The sequence below is a fragment of the Paenibacillus sp. NPDC093718 genome (assembly GCF_050279985.1).
Lineage (GTDB): Bacteria > Bacillota > Bacilli > Paenibacillales > Paenibacillaceae > Paenibacillus_AQ.
The window spans coordinates 1-15,298 of record NZ_JBNNUS010000014.1 but is presented as its reverse complement, the minus strand read 5'-3'; the positions used below and the strand labels follow the sequence as shown (position 1 = coordinate 15,298).

Below are 15,298 nucleotides of genomic sequence, written 5' to 3'. Positions count from 1 at the left end.
CGCTGTCTCATAGTATGGTAGCAAATAGGCAGGAAAGTACCTGTTGTTCGTTGAATATATCCGAATACATACTGCAACCGCAGGAGGAGAACAACATGAAGTCGATCACCGTTCAAAGTCTTACGGAAATTTTTCATTTGGAAGTACTGGCAGGAGCCAGTCGCATGGATCGCATGATTACCCGTCCACAGACGCATAGGCCGGGGCTGGAGTTTGTCGGGTATTTCGATTTTTTTCCTATGGAGCGCGTGCAGGTGCTCGGTCGCAAGGAAATCAACTATTTACTGACGCTTACCATAGAAGAACGCAAGTTACATATCGGGAATATCGTCAAATATCATCCGCCGTGCTTTATTGTCACGTCAGGACAGCAGGAGATTCCTTATCTGACCCTTTTCTGTAACCAAGAGGGCATACCATTATTGCGGACGACAGAGACGACTACGGAATTTATCGCCAAGTTGGACAGCTATTTGGTAAAGACGCTGGCACCGGAGATGTCGATCCATGCGGTATGTGTGAACGTATCGGGCATAGGAATCCTGCTTCGCGGTAAATCCGGGATTGGCAAAAGCGAGACAGCGCACACCTTGATCAGACGAGGTCACCGGTTTGTGGCAGACGATATTGTGGTGCTTAAAAAGCTGGGCCCTTCGACTCTTCTTGGCACACACAATGAGACAACCCGCGAGTTTCTGGCGCTGCGAAGCATCGGTCTGATCAATGTCGTTCGTCAATACGGGCGTACGGCATTTCAGGACGAAACGCGAATCGTGCTCGATATTGAGCTGTCGCCTTGGCGTGAAAATTCCCTAAACAACGAGCTGGAGGCGGTGCCTCAGTTTACAGAGTATTTAGGTATTCAAATTCCGCATATCGAGGTTCAGCTTCAGCCGGGACGCGACGTCGCCAGTCTGATCGAGGCGGCGGCCAACAATTGGTATCTTAAACAACTCGGTTACAGTGCGGCTGAAGACTTTATGAAACGGATCGAAAACGAGATGCAGTCGTAAACAACCGGCTTTAGGCAAACAACAGAAAACTTCTTGTCCCGTATTTTGTCGTGAATGATGCTCGTGCCTCGAATATGGTTCGATTATCCCCTCCGCGTTCTACTCCGCTGTCAGCAGCATATATTTTCTGAGAATAACGCTATTGGGAGGGGCAAGATCAATGAGTGATCCCTTGTATGAGCACCGATTTTGGCTACAGATTCTTGGCGACCACTGTCGTTTTATTTTTACCGCACTATCACCCAAGGAAAAAGGGGATATCGCTACAGCAGAGTCCTTAATGGCTAGATTTGATATGCTGCTTGGGGAGTCGAGGCGACCAGATGCCTCCACATTCATCGAGAAACTGACGAAGGATGCCTATAAAGCCACTTATGAACTGCGCGATTTCAAGCTGAAATTGCTGGAACGACAGCTTGCAGGCAAAATTGATTTCCTTCTGCCACCTTCCTTTGTCAACCATATGGTAAATGAATTAGAGGAATACCTGCGGATATTACAGGCGTTACAAGAAGGTAAGGGCGTACCTCTGTTCCATCCATTGCATTATGATATGGTTTGGCTGCAGGATGCATTTGGTCATGCAGCAAGCCTGGCGGCCGATCTTGATTTTGCTGAAAAGCCGTTAATCGCAAAAAGTTTGGCGTTTCAGAAAGATTTTGAAGGCTTTTATCTAAAGGCGGTAGAAATGACGGGTTATTTAAGGACCCATTTAAAGGATTTTCCTGCTATGCGCAAATTCCATGCTGATATAGATCTGGAGATGAGGGTGTTCATGCACTTTCTCGCAGAACTTGAAGAATTTGAACTGCGCGGGGAGGTGCTGGACCGGATTAATCCGCTGATGCCAGATCATATGTATCGTGAAGAGTGCTACTATTTGTCTAAATTGGCTGCTTTGGGTGAAATACAGAACCCGAAGTGCGATCCGACGAAGCCGAGAGTCACGGGTTGAAGAGTAGTAACGCAAGCGATGCAATCTGATCAAAAGCTTTTCTTGCGATGCATGCTAATGAGGTGCGTCAGGAACTAAGCAGGGTAGCCCGCGAATAAGTAAAGTTCTTACGAAGTCGTCATATTGGCGGCTTTTTTGTTATAACCAAAAAGGCCAGGAGTTTGCAGCCATAGCCGCCTAACTAACCAGTAGAAATCAGTTAGCTGCTGGATCGGATGGCATGGTAATATGAAGTAAAATGCAACGTAGGAGAACGGATATGATGGATCGGATAAAGAAATGGGCTGGGATGCTAAAAAGAAAGGTCTTTTTACTTTATTTTGCTTATAAAGATAGTCGGACTCCCTGGTACGCCAAAATATTCGCCATATGTGTGGTCGCTTATGCCTTTAGTCCAATTGATTTGATTCCAGATTTTATCCCTGTACTAGGCTATCTGGATGATGTGATATTAGTCCCTCTTGGAATTGCGATCACATTGAAGATGATACCGAAAGCCGTGGTCCAAGAGCATGAACTACAAGCTGAGGAACGGATGAAGCGCGGTAAACCGAAAAATTGGTTTGCAGGTAGTATGATTATTTTAATATGGATAGCGGCTGTGCTATGGATTTCACTTATTGCATATCGATATGTGTTGAACGAATAGGATCGATAGCTTCAATGTGTCATGGAGCGTTTGCTAGCAACAGAACGATAGGAGCCGCAAAATTGCGGCTCTTTTTTCACTTTTTTGGGTGATCCCATCAACAATTTCTTCAATAGGGACATTAGGAGTTCAATAAAAGGAAATGAATGAATTCGGACGAATACTTTCAATAGAACATCTCGTATTTGGGAAACTGCAATGCGTTATGAGTCAGTGGGTGCCGTCCCGATAAAGTGGAGTTGACCAAATCCAAGAAAGTGTAGTTGAAGGGGGAGAAGTGATGAATTCGAGTCAAAACCTAGGAAGGCCGAATGTTTTGCTCATTACAGTCGATCAGATGCGCTTTGATTGTCTTAGCATAGCGGGTCATCCTGTCGTCGAGACGCCTAATTTGGACGAGCTTGCGAGGACTGGTGTACGGTTTAGCCGTGCGTATTCAGCCACACCGACCTGCGTACCTGCAAGGGCAGCCATATTCACCGGGCAATCACAGCGGGCACATGGCCGGGTCGGCTACAAGGACTGTGTGCCATGGGATTACAAGAGAACGCTGCCGGGGGAACTGGCCGGTGCCGGTTATCATACACAGTGTATCGGCAAAATGCACGTCTACCCCGCACGAAATCTGATGGGGTTCCACAATGTCATGCTCCACGACGGTTATCTGCATCACAACCGCAATTACCACAGCATTCCGATGCAAGAGCATTACGATCAAGTTGATGATTACTTGCCATGGCTTCGTGAGAGAGTGCCCGGCGCGGATATGATTGATCTCGGATTGGATTGCAACGCATCGACCGTCGCCCGTCCTTGGCATTTGGCAGAAATGCAGCATCCGACGAATTGGGTGGTAACGCAGTCTATTGATTTTCTGCGTCGCCGGGATCCCGGAAAGCCATTCTTCCTGTGGATGTCTTTCGTCAGGCCCCATCCACCGTTCGATCCCCCACAGGCGTATCTGGATCTGTATGAGGATGCCGATTTTCCGGATCCGCCGGTTGGTGATTGGGCGCAGACGGAAGATCCTGATCTAGCCGGGTACTCCCCTATCACAGGGCGGGGACTGGTACCGAAACGCCGCTTGCGTAAAGCGATGGCTGCCTATTACGCCCTCATTACGCATCTTGATCACCAAATTGGCCGCTTCTTGCAATCATTGAATGAATATGGCGAGCTGCAGAACACCGTAATTCTGTTTACATCGGACCATGGTGAGCTGCTTGGAGACCATCATTTATTCCGGAAATCTCTTCCGTATGAAGGAAGCACCCATGTGCCGTTCATCGTCAACGATCCGGGCAACCGATTAGGCTTGCAGCGCGGCACGGTGTCGGATCAAGTGGTGGAAATGCGGGATATTATGCCTTCGCTGCTGGAGGCGGCTGGCGTGCCTATACCGGATACGGTCGAAGGAGAAAGCATCTGGAGACTTGCCTCAGCAGGAAAAGAAGGGCTAAGCACTCAGACTTGGCGTCATCATCTGCATGGCGAGCATGCACAAGGGATGCAGTCCAATCACTGGGTGACCGATGGGAAAGAAAAGTACATTTGGTTCTCCCAAACGGGTGAGGAGCAATTTTTTGACCTGGTTCTTGATCCGCTAGAACTGCATAATGCGATTGCGGATGAAGACCGTCAAGAACGCATCGGATATTGGCGTTCTGTTCTCATACAGGAGCTTGATGGACGTGAGGAGGGTTATACGGATGGGCAACAGCTGATCATAGGCCGGAAACCAACCGCAACGCTATCCCATATCTTGATTGGAACGGATTCTTGAAGGCTGAATCAGCAAGATAAAATAAGAAGAAGGGGGAATATAACGTGAGCGCAGCATCTGTACGAAAGGAGAGATTGGAATTCAAAAGCGGCGGAACTGCCTGCGTCGGGTATTTGTATTGCAAATCAACCGAAATCCCAAAGCCCTGCGTCATTATGGGGGCAGGCTTTGGGGGGACACAAGACACTCCAAGTATGGTTGCCGTTGCAACGGCATTTGCACAGGCGGGGTTTCACGCCTTCACCTTCGACTACCGCAACCTGGGGGAAAGCGAAGGTGAGATTAGACAGTTGGTGAGCGTTTCGGGGCAGCAGGAGGACTTATTGCAGGCGATTCGTTATATCAAGAAGCATCCCGCCGTGGATGAAACACGGCTAGGATTATGGGGCTCGTCGCTTGGCGGCGGTCATGTCATTTCAGTAGCAGCGCAGACAAAGGATATTTCAGCTGTTATCGCTCAAATCCCTTTTAATGGGTTTCCGAAAAAAAGCGGGCGTTCCTTATGGCAAACCTTGAGGCTCTTGTACGTGATCCGCAAGGATTGGATTCGTGGGAAGAAGGGACTCTCCCCACTATATATCCCAGCGGTTGGACATGAAGGGGAATTAGCGGTTATGACGGGAGGAGAAGCGGCCAAAACCATTGCGGGTATGCAATCCAAAACATGGCGAAACGAAGTGGCACCACGGGGAATATGGGAAATGATCAAATATAAGCCAAGCAGTACAGCCAATCAAATCGAAGCATCCGTATTGATTTGCTATGGTGAGTATGATAAGGAAACGCAGGGCCCCCAAACGGCAGAGCTTATCAAAAGCCTCCCTAAAGCGGAGGTGAAATCGTACCCCGTTTCGCATTTCGAATTTTATGAGCCCGGTATTCGGGAACGGATAATATCCGATCAGATCGATTTTCTCCAGCGGAATTTTTCGTAAATCCTCCCACCCAATAGAGGAGGATTCGGTTCCATTCTGTTACAATGAATATAAAACCTTATAGAAACGAAGTTGAATATGAAAATTGAACTAGGACAACAACAAATAGAATGTCATGTAGAATACGGTCCGCGCCAAAAGATGTCGATCCATATCGATCCATCAGGTCTGGTTACGGTGAAGGCACCGAATCATGCAGATGATGAAGCGGTGTTTAACGCCGTAAGGCAGTATGGGGATAAGATTTTGAAACAACTGCAAGCGATTGAGGCAGCTCGAAATGTTCCGAAGGTGAAAGCATACGAAGAGAGTGGCAAGTTCCTGCATCTTGGCAAATATTATTCGCTTGATGAGTTAATCGAGACCCAGGGGCGTACGGAAGATGCGCTCCAACATGAGCTGAAGAAGTTCTACTTTGCCAGCTGCAAGAAGGTGATCGGGGAGAGGATTAAGATCTATCAGAAGCAGCTGAAAGTCTCGCCTAAATCCTTCACCATTGAGGAGTCGCGAACAAAGTGGGGCAGCTGCAGCTCTTCTAAACATCTCACCTTCAATTACCGCCTTGCGATGGCGCCCCTTGAGGTCATTGACTATGTGGTCATTCATGAGCTCTGCCATCTCATTCACATGAATCATGATCGCTCTTTCTGGCGAATTGTTGGCAGCGTGATGAAGGATTACAAAGCGAAGGAAGCGTTCCTCGCGAAGTATGGACACGCCATGACTTTATAATAGGATGGAGAAGTGTCGGGGGACAAGAACATGGTCCCATTGAAAGTCGCTAATATAGCGGCTTTTTTGACTTATCGGTACAAGTTCTTGTCCCGAGTCAAGGACAAAAACTTGTACCGATTGCCGTAAAGGACAAGAAGTTGGTCCGATTACCGATTAGGTAAGTATCTAACTAGTCGAAATACTTCGAGTTATTGGAATATGGAAGCACAGTCCATAAAGCTGTGTAATCGAGAATATTTCCATCTACATCTACTTGCAATTTAACCCGGCCATGTCGATAGCACCTGTATCAACCGTAAGTACCCCATCTTGCTCAAGTAGTTTAGGGCATCCTGCAGGAATAACAATTGGATTATTAATTACCGTCACTTCGAGACTTCGCTGTACAACGTATCGAGCCCGACTCTTGCTTGCTCCCGGAGTAGTTGAGTATACACCTCATACGTCAGCTTCTGTTGTTATTGCTTTGAGAAGTAAAGGAACTGTCTAGGGCTATGGGAAGTAACGGTAACGCTTATGGCGGGGGGGAAGTTGGTTTCTAGGCCCTCTCTAACTGCGATACTCCCACTACCCCGATATGGTGCCGGGTTCTAGAACGAACTCAACACTGGTAATTAAGAGGCTGGGCACGCATCCTCCTGGTTCTTGGGACTTTGCCGACATTCAGAGTAATATCAGTTTCCAAACGGGAGCGTTGAACTCTTATCAGGATTACAGCTTTTCTAATGGTACAAATCCATATCTTGATGACACAAGTCACCAGTTATGATGGTGGGGTTAATGGGCAAGCATACGGTGACAACAAAGGTTACTATGGTGTTAAAAACAAAGTGAATATTACTTTTAAAAACACATCAACAACAGAATGTCGGAAAATTAAAGTGTTTGTTACTTCACGAGTAAATCTTTTTGGAGGGGCAATCCAATAGCATAACAATGCTGTCGTTCATGTCCCCGCCTTAAAAGTGGGGACCTCTACTCAAGATATGGTTCAGGTTGTGACATTTACACTAGCACCTAACGCGTCGGCGACCTACGCACTTACTACATCGACTAAGCGGCGACCTTTTCCCGAATTTCAATCGGGTAGAGGTCGCCGAGTTTGTTTTGGAAACGCTGCTCGTTATAAAACAAAAGTACTGACGGTTTCCGTTCAGCAAATGGACGCTTCTTGCGAATCATGGAACGAATGCGCAGCTCTCTCTCATTAAGCGGCGTACCTTCTTGTGATTCACCACCAAGCCTTCTTTTCCTAAAGCGGTTCGCATACGCTTGTAACCAAAATAAGGGCAGATTTCGATGTATGCCTAGAATGTGTGCTTTCAGAACCGTATCCCGGTCTGCTCGCTTCATTCTGCTGGCGAGTGTCCTTCTCCATTTGTAATACCCTGCACGTGAAATCTCAGCGATCCTGCAAAGCCAAGTCACGGGAGCCCACTTGCTTATTACTTGAATGGACTTGAACCGGGCTTCGAAATCCAGCTTCCCTCCCGTGCAAGTTCGGATTGAGCTTTTTTAGGTACTCCAACTGCGCCTTCAAAAAGGCATTCTCTTCTTCTGCACTACTAAAATGCTTCTTGGTCCAGCGTCCTCGGTAATCCTCGAAACTTTCCCCGTTTTGATGTTTACGCACCCATGTTATGATCTGGCTTTCGCTCTTGATGCCCAACTTCTCCATGATACGGCTGGTGGCCAATGTTCTTCCACTCTAAGACGAACAGCCTCTTTCTTCGTTTCTTCGCTATATCGATTAAAAGTTTGACCTTTCTTCGCTGACATAACAAAAATCCCCTCCGGTTCCAGTATTGAGTTCATTTTAACATGATCTCTTTTTTCACTGTCTACCTTGAGGGGATAATACCAATAGAGGCTCTCTATTTATTCTATTTATTATTATTAGTAAGACCTGGGAAGACCGTATGTTCGTTAACATCAAACAGTTTGGCTGTTTTCATGGATTTAATTTTGCCTTGAGCGATTTCAATGTCCCCTTCTTCTCCAAAGAGCTTTTCTTCTTGAATGATTACTCTTACTCTCACCTTAAGCGTTTCCTTGGTTTGCTGAGCATCGACAATCTCATAATCAATAATGGATGGATACATACCGCCGATAGGAATCATGTCAAATCCTTCAACTGATATTGATTTGATTAACTCATCATCACGAGTAGCAAAACCAACGATATAAAGCGCAATAAGATTTTTGACTTATGACCAGCTGCTACTAGAGATATCAAGGTTTTGATTCCAGACATCTTCCTGTAGGTCTGACTTATTACTCTTTATTGAAACCGTTTGATTTTTCTGGTCCCAAGTTACATTAGCACCCAAAGCCTTGGAGATGAAGCTTATCGGGACCATTACTCGATTGTTGCTCATCTGCGGGGCAACATCCGATTTAATTTGTTCGCCATTTACGACGAGTTTGATCGCTCCATTTGCAAAGGCCATCCCCACCGCAGCTGTTAAAGCGATGACTATTGTAAATAACGAAATAACTAACTTCCTTTTCATTAAAACCCCTCCACGTTAAATGTTCGTACATAAAAAGGTGTAAAAAATTGGATATATCTTCTATTTTATAACCATAAAAATTAATTTCGTACAGTATTGTAAATACAAATGAAATTAATTCCAATCGGGTTAAATATACACCAATTTTATTTTTGCTATTGAATATAAACCCAATTAAACTTAAGTCCGCTACAATTCGTAAAGGCTTCCCATCATGAGGCTCTTTTATCTTGTTCAGTGGAACAGGATTACTTCTGAAAAATATCCTCATTGGAGAAGTATTACGCACCCATCATTCAGGCATCCGTTTGAGCAAACCTTGTTTAGCAGCTAGAAAGTAATTGTCCAGTATATCAAGCAAATGATTACTCTCTTCCTGAGGGCGGGGATGTGTATGAATTATTAAGCAGGAATATAACCAAGATTCATCGACAATAGTTAGATGAGTTTTATTCTCCACCTATCACAAACTCCCCAATTATGTTCTTTCCAGTTTTATCATAAAGCGGTACGGTCCAAGATCCTGGGTTATTTTTGCGATACTCAGCAGCCTCACGAGGGTTACTTACATGAGATTCAAGCTCGGATGCGTATATATACCCTTCAGTACCATCTGTACCAGTTGCAGCGATTAAGTCTGGTTCTACGCCATATAGGTCATATATATCAGTTCCGTAAGTAAGTCCATATTCATTTACTGGATAAACATCTTTTGCTGATACAGATGGCTGATTAGGATTAACTGCCTTTACTACTGAAGAGTTATTAGGGTTAACAGACTGTTGTGTTACCCCTGAAGAGTTAATAGGATTACCGTTTTGTTGCGCTGTCGGCAAAACTGTTTTATCAGAAGACAAACCTTTAGCAGTTAGGATAAAAAATGCAATGCTGCTTAATGCAATGACGGAAACTAATATTATTCTGATTTTCTTGTTCATTCTATTTGAGCCTCCTAAGTTTGTTTGTAGAATCTTCAAATTAAGCTCAAGTTTAAGAACTTATTTAGACCAGGTATTATTTTGCGAATAGTTCAATGAATTTTCAATTTGGTTTCTACAAGTTTTGTTTTTACTTGAGTGTACCTAATATATACAACGTAAAAAGCGACCCTCTGGTTATGATTTTCTGATCATTTATCACCAAGGTACCTTAGAATTGGCTTGTGCAGATGTGATCTGCTTAGGGAAGTTTTATATACAATAACATCGCAATTGCTAGTTGAACTTTAAAGAAAAAATACCGAGAAACCCCAAATGGGGATTCTCGGTATTTTTTAGAAGTATTATGTTGGCATTGGAGCCGCATCTAATTAAGGTCTTAAGAGTAAAGGTGTCATCATTCGATTTTTTCCACATGAGTACTAATCTCAAATTGTCCGATGATGTTTTTGTTTTTATCATACAGAGGAATAAATTGGGTAGGCTGAATAGTTGAGTTATACTGTACTGCTTCCTCAAGAGAAGTTACATTTGACTCCAAATCAGCTGCGCGCACATAACCCTCAGTACCGTCAACACCTTCTGCAATTAAATAATCAAGTTCCTTACCATTAAAAGTATATAAGCCAGATCCAAAAGTTTCACCTTCCTCATTCACTTCAACCTTTTGAGGTAGATCTGGGACGAGACTAAATGTTTCATATGGCGACCTTACTCCTTCAACCGATCGATAGTATCCAGTGTTACCATTGTAGAATTCTGCTTTTCCATGACTATAGTAAGTGCCTTTTTCTGGGTAACCGCGAGTTTCAACCATAAAACCAGAAATATTTTCATCGTTGTGAACCATTGCAGATGATGCTTTTAATGTACCTGAACTTGAATAAAGTCTGGCTTGCGCCCCGTAATAACTTGCATAAGGGAAACCAAGAGTTATTTTAATAATTGTACCAGCTTGCATGTATGTAGTGCCAGATATTGTTCGTGTATATACATGAGATTGAAACTCATACTTCCTGTTGTACTCCTCTACCTGAGTCCATGGGGACATAGCTGCAGAAGCTACGTTAGAAAATACAGTAAGAACTGAAATGGCGAAAAATAAATTAAGAACAATTTTGCTCAAACGCTTCATACTTGAAAACATCCTTTCGTCCGATAATATTTTTTCAATTAGACTTTGATAATTTTTCTGATGAAATTCTTCAAGCCATTTTATTCTATAGTGTTAAACCTGGCTCATGGATGTTTTGAGATATTTCAGAAGCATAATGAAGGGTAGTAAAATCCAAATGAAACTTTTAGTGTAAAATGAACAGATCAGTTCCTTTTGCACGGTTACAACCGTAAAACTCACTTACTATAACCAACCGTTAACTCATACACATCACCTCCTTAAATGATCGAAAGTCCAGTCTCAAGTGTGAATGTTTTTATGATCAGATCAAGTTAAATATATTTCAATAAAAACTCGATAAATATCATCATGAGACAATCTTGGTGATTAGAGACTTAAATGCTTCTATTGTTTATAACGCAAAACTTTGGATGCTGGTTATGGAATAAGTAGAAAATATTTGAAAATTTGTGATATCAATAGGTGTATGAACTGCCAAAACCTTAGTGCCAAGAATTATTTTTTATGATTGAAGTTTTTTAGCTCGTATCTTCTATTTATAAAATACAAGGAGAGAGCAAAACGAGTTCTAGATCCTTGGAAATTTGAAGGAGGTCTATTCCTCTATACTGGCATTCAATTTACGAGTGATCTAATTGAATTTATGGGCATACATGGAATTCCTACTCAGCTTTTACTTATAAGATCATCACATCAAAAAAGTTAGAATCTAACTGCAATAAAAAAAGGACCAGTAAATAACTGGCCCTGCATGAAGAGGTCATATGGTATTAGCTGATAAACATACTAGTTAATTATTTTTCAACGTTCAACCCAAGAACTACTACTTTTTCGGCTCCGTTTTGTATTACTGTATAGGGAACACCTTTTGATCTAACTTTTCAATTCCAGGTCTGTCATTGAGGAAGCATCGACCTCCTCGAACTGAACCTGATTGTTTCTCATCCATTCCTTAATACGAGTACAGTTCACACAACCATAACGTGCATAAACCGTTACTGCACTCCTTTTGGTTTTTTAGAAAAAGGGGACACTCGGGTTTGAACCGAGGATGAAGGTTTAGCGAACCTTTGCCTTATCCTCTTGGCGATATCCCAAATTTAGTTATCAAAGAGAGTTTCGTCACCAAGATCACAACCTGTATTGAAAAGAAATATGGGATGTTGTTAAATTATTTCCGAAGTTTAGGATAGCAGTGCTGAGAAAAATAATGGCCTCGATATGAATCATTTGGAGCTATGGGAATGTTGTTAAGGCTAGTAGTTATTACTACACATTTTCATTGAACGAATATTTATCCATAAATGATCTCATTCCCGTAAGCTATAAAGGAAAGTATTTACGTTACAGAGGCAAAGGAAGTTCCGGACAGCTGATCTTACGACGTACTCACCGGTTACAGAATTGATGGCCTTGCTGGGTGGAACCGTTGATGGCAAGAACGGCAAGATTACCGTTACTTATCAAAAGATATCCTACACCTTGGACCACAAAAATCAAATCGCACAAACTACCCTACCAAAAGCTTGTGACTGGTATCGGTCTAAAGCTGTTGCCCCCCAAAAGCAACGCGCAGGCTGCTGATGATTGGAAGGGGTTTCAAATCTGCGAATAGCGATCGGACGTATTCAAGTTGCTCTAAAACAATTGTTAGTTCAAACACGACAGAATGGTTCCCGGAAGTAGCTGTCCAAATGTTGAATTCGCGTGCTCTGCAATAAAAAATCTTTGCCCAACCTTAGGGGGGCAAAGATTTTTTATTGCTTATTATTATTCATCCTTATTGATTGTTACGAGAAATTGGATGTTCCAATTCAGAGTGCCCCATGAAACTTTCTAAGGCTTTTCCATCAATAAGAAGTTCTAAGTTATTTATCTCCTCAAATTGAAACATTGTCTCTTTTAATGCATCCAAAGCTAACAATTCACCACCAGATCCTAGTCTCGCATCATCAGGAATATGAACATCTATTGCTAACACTCCATCATGGAATTTCATAGAGTTTAATTCGATTTTACCCCATAAAGATACAAGATCAGAATGACTTGTACTTTGCAAAGATTTAAATACCTTCTCATACTTATCTATACTATTCGAATAATTTATTTCTGTCTTACTCTGTTTTAACTCCGTTACTTGAGAATCAACGTAGTAAACCAAAATCTCTTCAGTTTGATTATTAACTTGATCTACTGCCTTATCAGTTCCATTTACTGCAGAGTTAATCTCCTGGTCGGGAACTGAAGAAACCCCTGACTTTGTAGTAGGCTTACTTCCACAGGCTACTCCAACCATTGCTATGATACATAACATAATAGAAATGCACACACTTTTTTTCATATTAGCACATCCTCATGGTTTTGCTGTTATTCCCACATATTCTTTGATCCCATCAACAATAGCTTGAGCTGCTTTATCTTGAAAGGAATCTGAAAACAATGCTACTTCTTCTTCAGGATTACTTAAAAATCCAATTTCTAAAAGGACTGCCGGCATCGTTGTTTCTCTAATGACTTGTAGGCTACCATTTTTCACACCACGATCTTTTAGCCCTATGGCTTCGATCAAATGCTTATGAATTACATCAGCCAAATTTTTACTGCTACTACGTTGGTAGTAGAAAGTCTCTGTACCTGTTGTCTGGGGTGAAGCAGCCACGCTATTACCATGTATCGATACAAACACATCAGCCTTTAATTTATTAGCCAACTGGACACGTTCTGTGCGAGTGGGGTATACATCTGCCTCACGAGTCATGACAACTTCTATCTCAGGCTCCTTTAAGAGCAGCGCTTGGACTTTTAGAGACAAGGCTAAAGTAAAGTCTTTTTCGTGTTTATTGGAAAAACTGGTTGTCCCAGGGTCTTTTCCACCGTGCCCAGGATCGATAATTACGATTTTTTTACCTGATACAGGAGGCACAGGTTCAGTACTACTGATCTCACCAGAAATATTCAGATCAAGAATCAACTTATCTTGAATAAACTGTGGAGTATATTCTACAGTACTTATATTATTCAACTCAATTACAATTCGAACCTGAGCTGGATCATGATTAAACAAGGAATACCTAATTTCTGTAAGATTAGGTACCTCACTTATATCTAACTTACCTATCGATTTTGAATTTAGAGATTCAGCCATATTTCCGAATGTAGTATTGGGCAGATCAACGACTATCCTATCAGGGTTCGTCAATTTAGAGATTACTGGGGTAACCACTTTATCTAAAGAAACAACCAGCTGATTGTTTGCATAATTAATTTCATTAACATGGTTTAACTCAGATTCATGTTCCTCACCTGTTACAGGGAGAGAGGGCTGTGTGTTGTTACTATCCAAAGTGACTATTTTGTCTGTGTTGTTCCATCTTACTTTAAGTCCCATCTCTTCACTAACGAATCGTATTGGGACAACGACTGTGTTTTTTATAATTTGAGAGTCAATATTCAGCATCTTTTGGTCATTATTAACCATAACTTCTTTTTTACCAACTGTTAAAGAGATTACTTTAGAGTTTTGCTGTATCTTCACATTTTGAGTTTTTTGGTTCCAGTCAACTTTAAACTTCAAATTTTCAGCAACTACCCGAATGGGGATCATCACGTTATTTTTAACGTTTACAACCTCAACATCCTCAGGAAGAGCAATTTCTTGGCCATCTAAAATAATTTTAGTTTGGTTAGATGCAGCATCACTATGATGCGGTAGTGCTATAAAAAAAAATACACTAAATAGAATTAAAAGAATGGATTTCTTCATTTTACACCTCAGTTTAATTTCTGCTAATTGTTTTTCATGAGCATACCTACAACTAATTATCCAGTGTAAAAAAACACCATGAATTCTCTCGTCTACATCTATTATATTGACAAGAAATATATAAGGAGTTACTTATAAAAGCCCATCCTTATTATAATCCTGTTATTAAGTACATTTACTTACAGATATGCATAACGGGAGTTGCGAAAGTAGAAGAGAAAAATCAAGTAATTTCGTCATTATTCACCTCCTAAATAACGGAATCCTTAAGAACCTTAAAATCCATTAGATGATGAGCTTACTTGCAGAAATAAAGTTTTCGACAGCATCGTATTGGACATTTCTATGAAAACCCATCCATATTATAAGACGTATGATCCATTAATAAAGTAACGATATTTCGGATAATAAATATCAAATAAATTATTTTTTTATTCAAACCTTTCACTGTCTATTGTGTTTTCAGTACATAATTTAAGTACCTAGATGTTTAACGAATCAATGTTTCCAAAAGGAGCAGCTAAAAACTCCAACCGCAAATCTCACAGTGCGATTGGAGTTTTTTTATTGTTGTGATTTGATCCAGCGAATTTATTGAATTTGGCGAATGATCAGTGAGAAAGCAATCTGGATCAGTCAGTTTCAGCGAAAACCATACTCAGTCAGGTAAGTTTTTTGAACCCAACCCGATTTTTGAAATTTTTCGCTATAAACATTAACCCAAGTTACCCCACCAACCACGACTTGTTCATTGCCGTTCACCAAGTCTCCGGCGTAAAGGGATCCAATATATGCTCCGGTAGGTGATGGGGTTGCTCTCATATTACAAGCCGCATTGATTCTCCACGTAGTACTCAAAATGGAAATATCTCCAGC

General features: G+C 42.0%; 14 protein-coding genes and 2 pseudogenes. 6 read left to right on the top strand and 10 right to left on the bottom strand.

Annotated features, from left to right (window positions below):
- Window positions 1-95 precede the first annotated feature (95 nt).
- The 6 genes from hprK (at window position 96) to ACQKPA_RS29395 (ending at window position 6,067) form a co-directional block, all read left to right on the top strand.
- A complete protein-coding gene (gene hprK / locus ACQKPA_RS29420) occupies window positions 96-1,013 on the top strand; it encodes an HPr(Ser) kinase/phosphatase (RefSeq protein WP_427495936.1) in 918 nt (305 codons plus the stop codon).
- A gap of 160 nt (window positions 1,014-1,173) precedes the next feature.
- Window positions 1,174-1,968 carry a DUF2935 domain-containing protein gene (locus ACQKPA_RS29415; protein ID WP_427495935.1) on the top strand — a complete coding sequence of 265 codons (795 nt, stop codon included), beginning with the start codon at window positions 1,174-1,176 and terminating at the stop codon, window positions 1,966-1,968.
- A gap of 259 nt (window positions 1,969-2,227) precedes the next feature.
- A complete protein-coding gene (locus ACQKPA_RS29410; RefSeq protein ID WP_427495934.1) occupies window positions 2,228-2,617 on the top strand; it encodes a YkvA family protein in 390 nt (129 codons plus the stop codon).
- A gap of 280 nt (window positions 2,618-2,897) precedes the next feature.
- Window positions 2,898-4,400, top strand: coding sequence for an arylsulfatase (locus ACQKPA_RS29405; RefSeq protein ID WP_427495933.1), 1,503 nt, complete (start codon window positions 2,898-2,900; stop codon window positions 4,398-4,400).
- 44 nt (window positions 4,401-4,444) lie between these two features.
- On the top strand, window positions 4,445-5,335 hold the full coding sequence (locus tag ACQKPA_RS29400) for an alpha/beta hydrolase (protein WP_427495932.1): 891 nt from the start codon (window positions 4,445-4,447) through the stop codon (window positions 5,333-5,335).
- 78 nt (window positions 5,336-5,413) lie between these two features.
- Complete coding sequence (locus ACQKPA_RS29395) at window positions 5,414-6,067, top strand: M48 family metallopeptidase (protein WP_427495931.1); 654 nt, start codon at window positions 5,414-5,416, stop codon at window positions 6,065-6,067.
- A 1,056-nt stretch (window positions 6,068-7,123) separates the two neighbouring features.
- Here the strand turns inward: ACQKPA_RS29395 and ACQKPA_RS29390 are convergent.
- The 10 genes and pseudogenes from ACQKPA_RS29390 to ACQKPA_RS29345 all read right to left on the bottom strand — a co-directional run.
- On the bottom strand, window positions 7,124-7,423 hold the full coding sequence (locus ACQKPA_RS29390; protein ID WP_427495930.1) for a hypothetical protein: 300 nt from the start codon (window positions 7,421-7,423) through the stop codon (window positions 7,124-7,126).
- Window positions 7,424-7,472: 49 nt separating this feature from the next.
- Window positions 7,473-7,766: a transposase gene (locus ACQKPA_RS29385; protein WP_427495929.1), complete on the bottom strand. Its 294-nt coding sequence runs from the start codon at window positions 7,764-7,766 to the stop codon at window positions 7,473-7,475.
- Window positions 7,767-7,953: 187 nt separating this feature from the next.
- The gene (locus tag ACQKPA_RS29380; protein WP_427495928.1) at window positions 7,954-8,190 is read right to left on the bottom strand and encodes a hypothetical protein; all 237 of its coding nucleotides are present in this window, start codon (window positions 8,188-8,190) and stop codon (window positions 7,954-7,956) included.
- 87 nt (window positions 8,191-8,277) lie between these two features.
- Complete coding sequence (locus ACQKPA_RS29375) at window positions 8,278-8,583, bottom strand: copper amine oxidase N-terminal domain-containing protein (protein ID WP_326098866.1); 306 nt, start codon at window positions 8,581-8,583, stop codon at window positions 8,278-8,280.
- Window positions 8,584-9,032: 449 nt separating this feature from the next.
- Window positions 9,033-9,521: a hypothetical protein gene (locus ACQKPA_RS29370; RefSeq protein ID WP_326098868.1), complete on the bottom strand. Its 489-nt coding sequence runs from the start codon at window positions 9,519-9,521 to the stop codon at window positions 9,033-9,035.
- Window positions 9,522-9,918: 397 nt separating this feature from the next.
- On the bottom strand, window positions 9,919-10,656 hold the full coding sequence (locus tag ACQKPA_RS29365; protein WP_427495927.1) for a hypothetical protein: 738 nt from the start codon (window positions 10,654-10,656) through the stop codon (window positions 9,919-9,921).
- 876 nt (window positions 10,657-11,532) lie between these two features.
- Window positions 11,533-11,646: pseudogene (locus ACQKPA_RS29360) on the bottom strand (hypothetical protein); the annotation flags it as partial.
- Between the two features lie 793 nt (window positions 11,647-12,439).
- On the bottom strand, window positions 12,440-13,000 hold the full coding sequence (locus ACQKPA_RS29355) for a GerMN domain-containing protein (protein ID WP_427495926.1): 561 nt from the start codon (window positions 12,998-13,000) through the stop codon (window positions 12,440-12,442).
- A gap of 12 nt (window positions 13,001-13,012) precedes the next feature.
- The gene (locus tag ACQKPA_RS29350; protein WP_326098873.1) at window positions 13,013-14,422 is read right to left on the bottom strand and encodes an N-acetylmuramoyl-L-alanine amidase; all 1,410 of its coding nucleotides are present in this window, start codon (window positions 14,420-14,422) and stop codon (window positions 13,013-13,015) included.
- A 642-nt stretch (window positions 14,423-15,064) separates the two neighbouring features.
- A pseudogene (locus tag ACQKPA_RS29345) lies at window positions 15,065-15,298 on the bottom strand (SH3 domain-containing protein); the annotation flags it as partial.

Coding starts and splice junctions, on each gene's coding strand:
- hprK (WP_427495936.1), top strand. CDS start 96: ATGAAGTCGATCACCGTTCAAAGTCTTACGGAAATTTTTCATTTGGAA.
- ACQKPA_RS29415 (WP_427495935.1), top strand. CDS start 1,174: ATGAGTGATCCCTTGTATGAGCACCGATTTTGGCTACAGATTCTTGGC.
- ACQKPA_RS29410 (WP_427495934.1), top strand. CDS start 2,228: ATGATGGATCGGATAAAGAAATGGGCTGGGATGCTAAAAAGAAAGGTC.
- ACQKPA_RS29405 (WP_427495933.1), top strand. CDS start 2,898: ATGAATTCGAGTCAAAACCTAGGAAGGCCGAATGTTTTGCTCATTACA.
- ACQKPA_RS29395 (WP_427495931.1), top strand. CDS start 5,414: ATGAAAATTGAACTAGGACAACAACAAATAGAATGTCATGTAGAATAC.
- ACQKPA_RS29390 (WP_427495930.1), bottom strand. CDS start 7,423: ATGAAGCGAGCAGACCGGGATACGGTTCTGAAAGCACACATTCTAGGC.
- ACQKPA_RS29380 (WP_427495928.1), bottom strand. CDS start 8,190: ATGATTCCTATCGGCGGTATGTATCCATCCATTATTGATTATGAGATT.
- ACQKPA_RS29375 (WP_326098866.1), bottom strand. CDS start 8,583: ATGAAAAGGAAGTTAGTTATTTCGTTATTTACAATAGTCATCGCTTTA.
- ACQKPA_RS29370 (WP_326098868.1), bottom strand. CDS start 9,521: ATGAACAAGAAAATCAGAATAATATTAGTTTCCGTCATTGCATTAAGC.
- ACQKPA_RS29365 (WP_427495927.1), bottom strand. CDS start 10,656: ATGAAGCGTTTGAGCAAAATTGTTCTTAATTTATTTTTCGCCATTTCA.
- ACQKPA_RS29355 (WP_427495926.1), bottom strand. CDS start 13,000: ATGAAAAAAAGTGTGTGCATTTCTATTATGTTATGTATCATAGCAATG.
- ACQKPA_RS29350 (WP_326098873.1), bottom strand. CDS start 14,422: ATGAAGAAATCCATTCTTTTAATTCTATTTAGTGTATTTTTTTTTATA.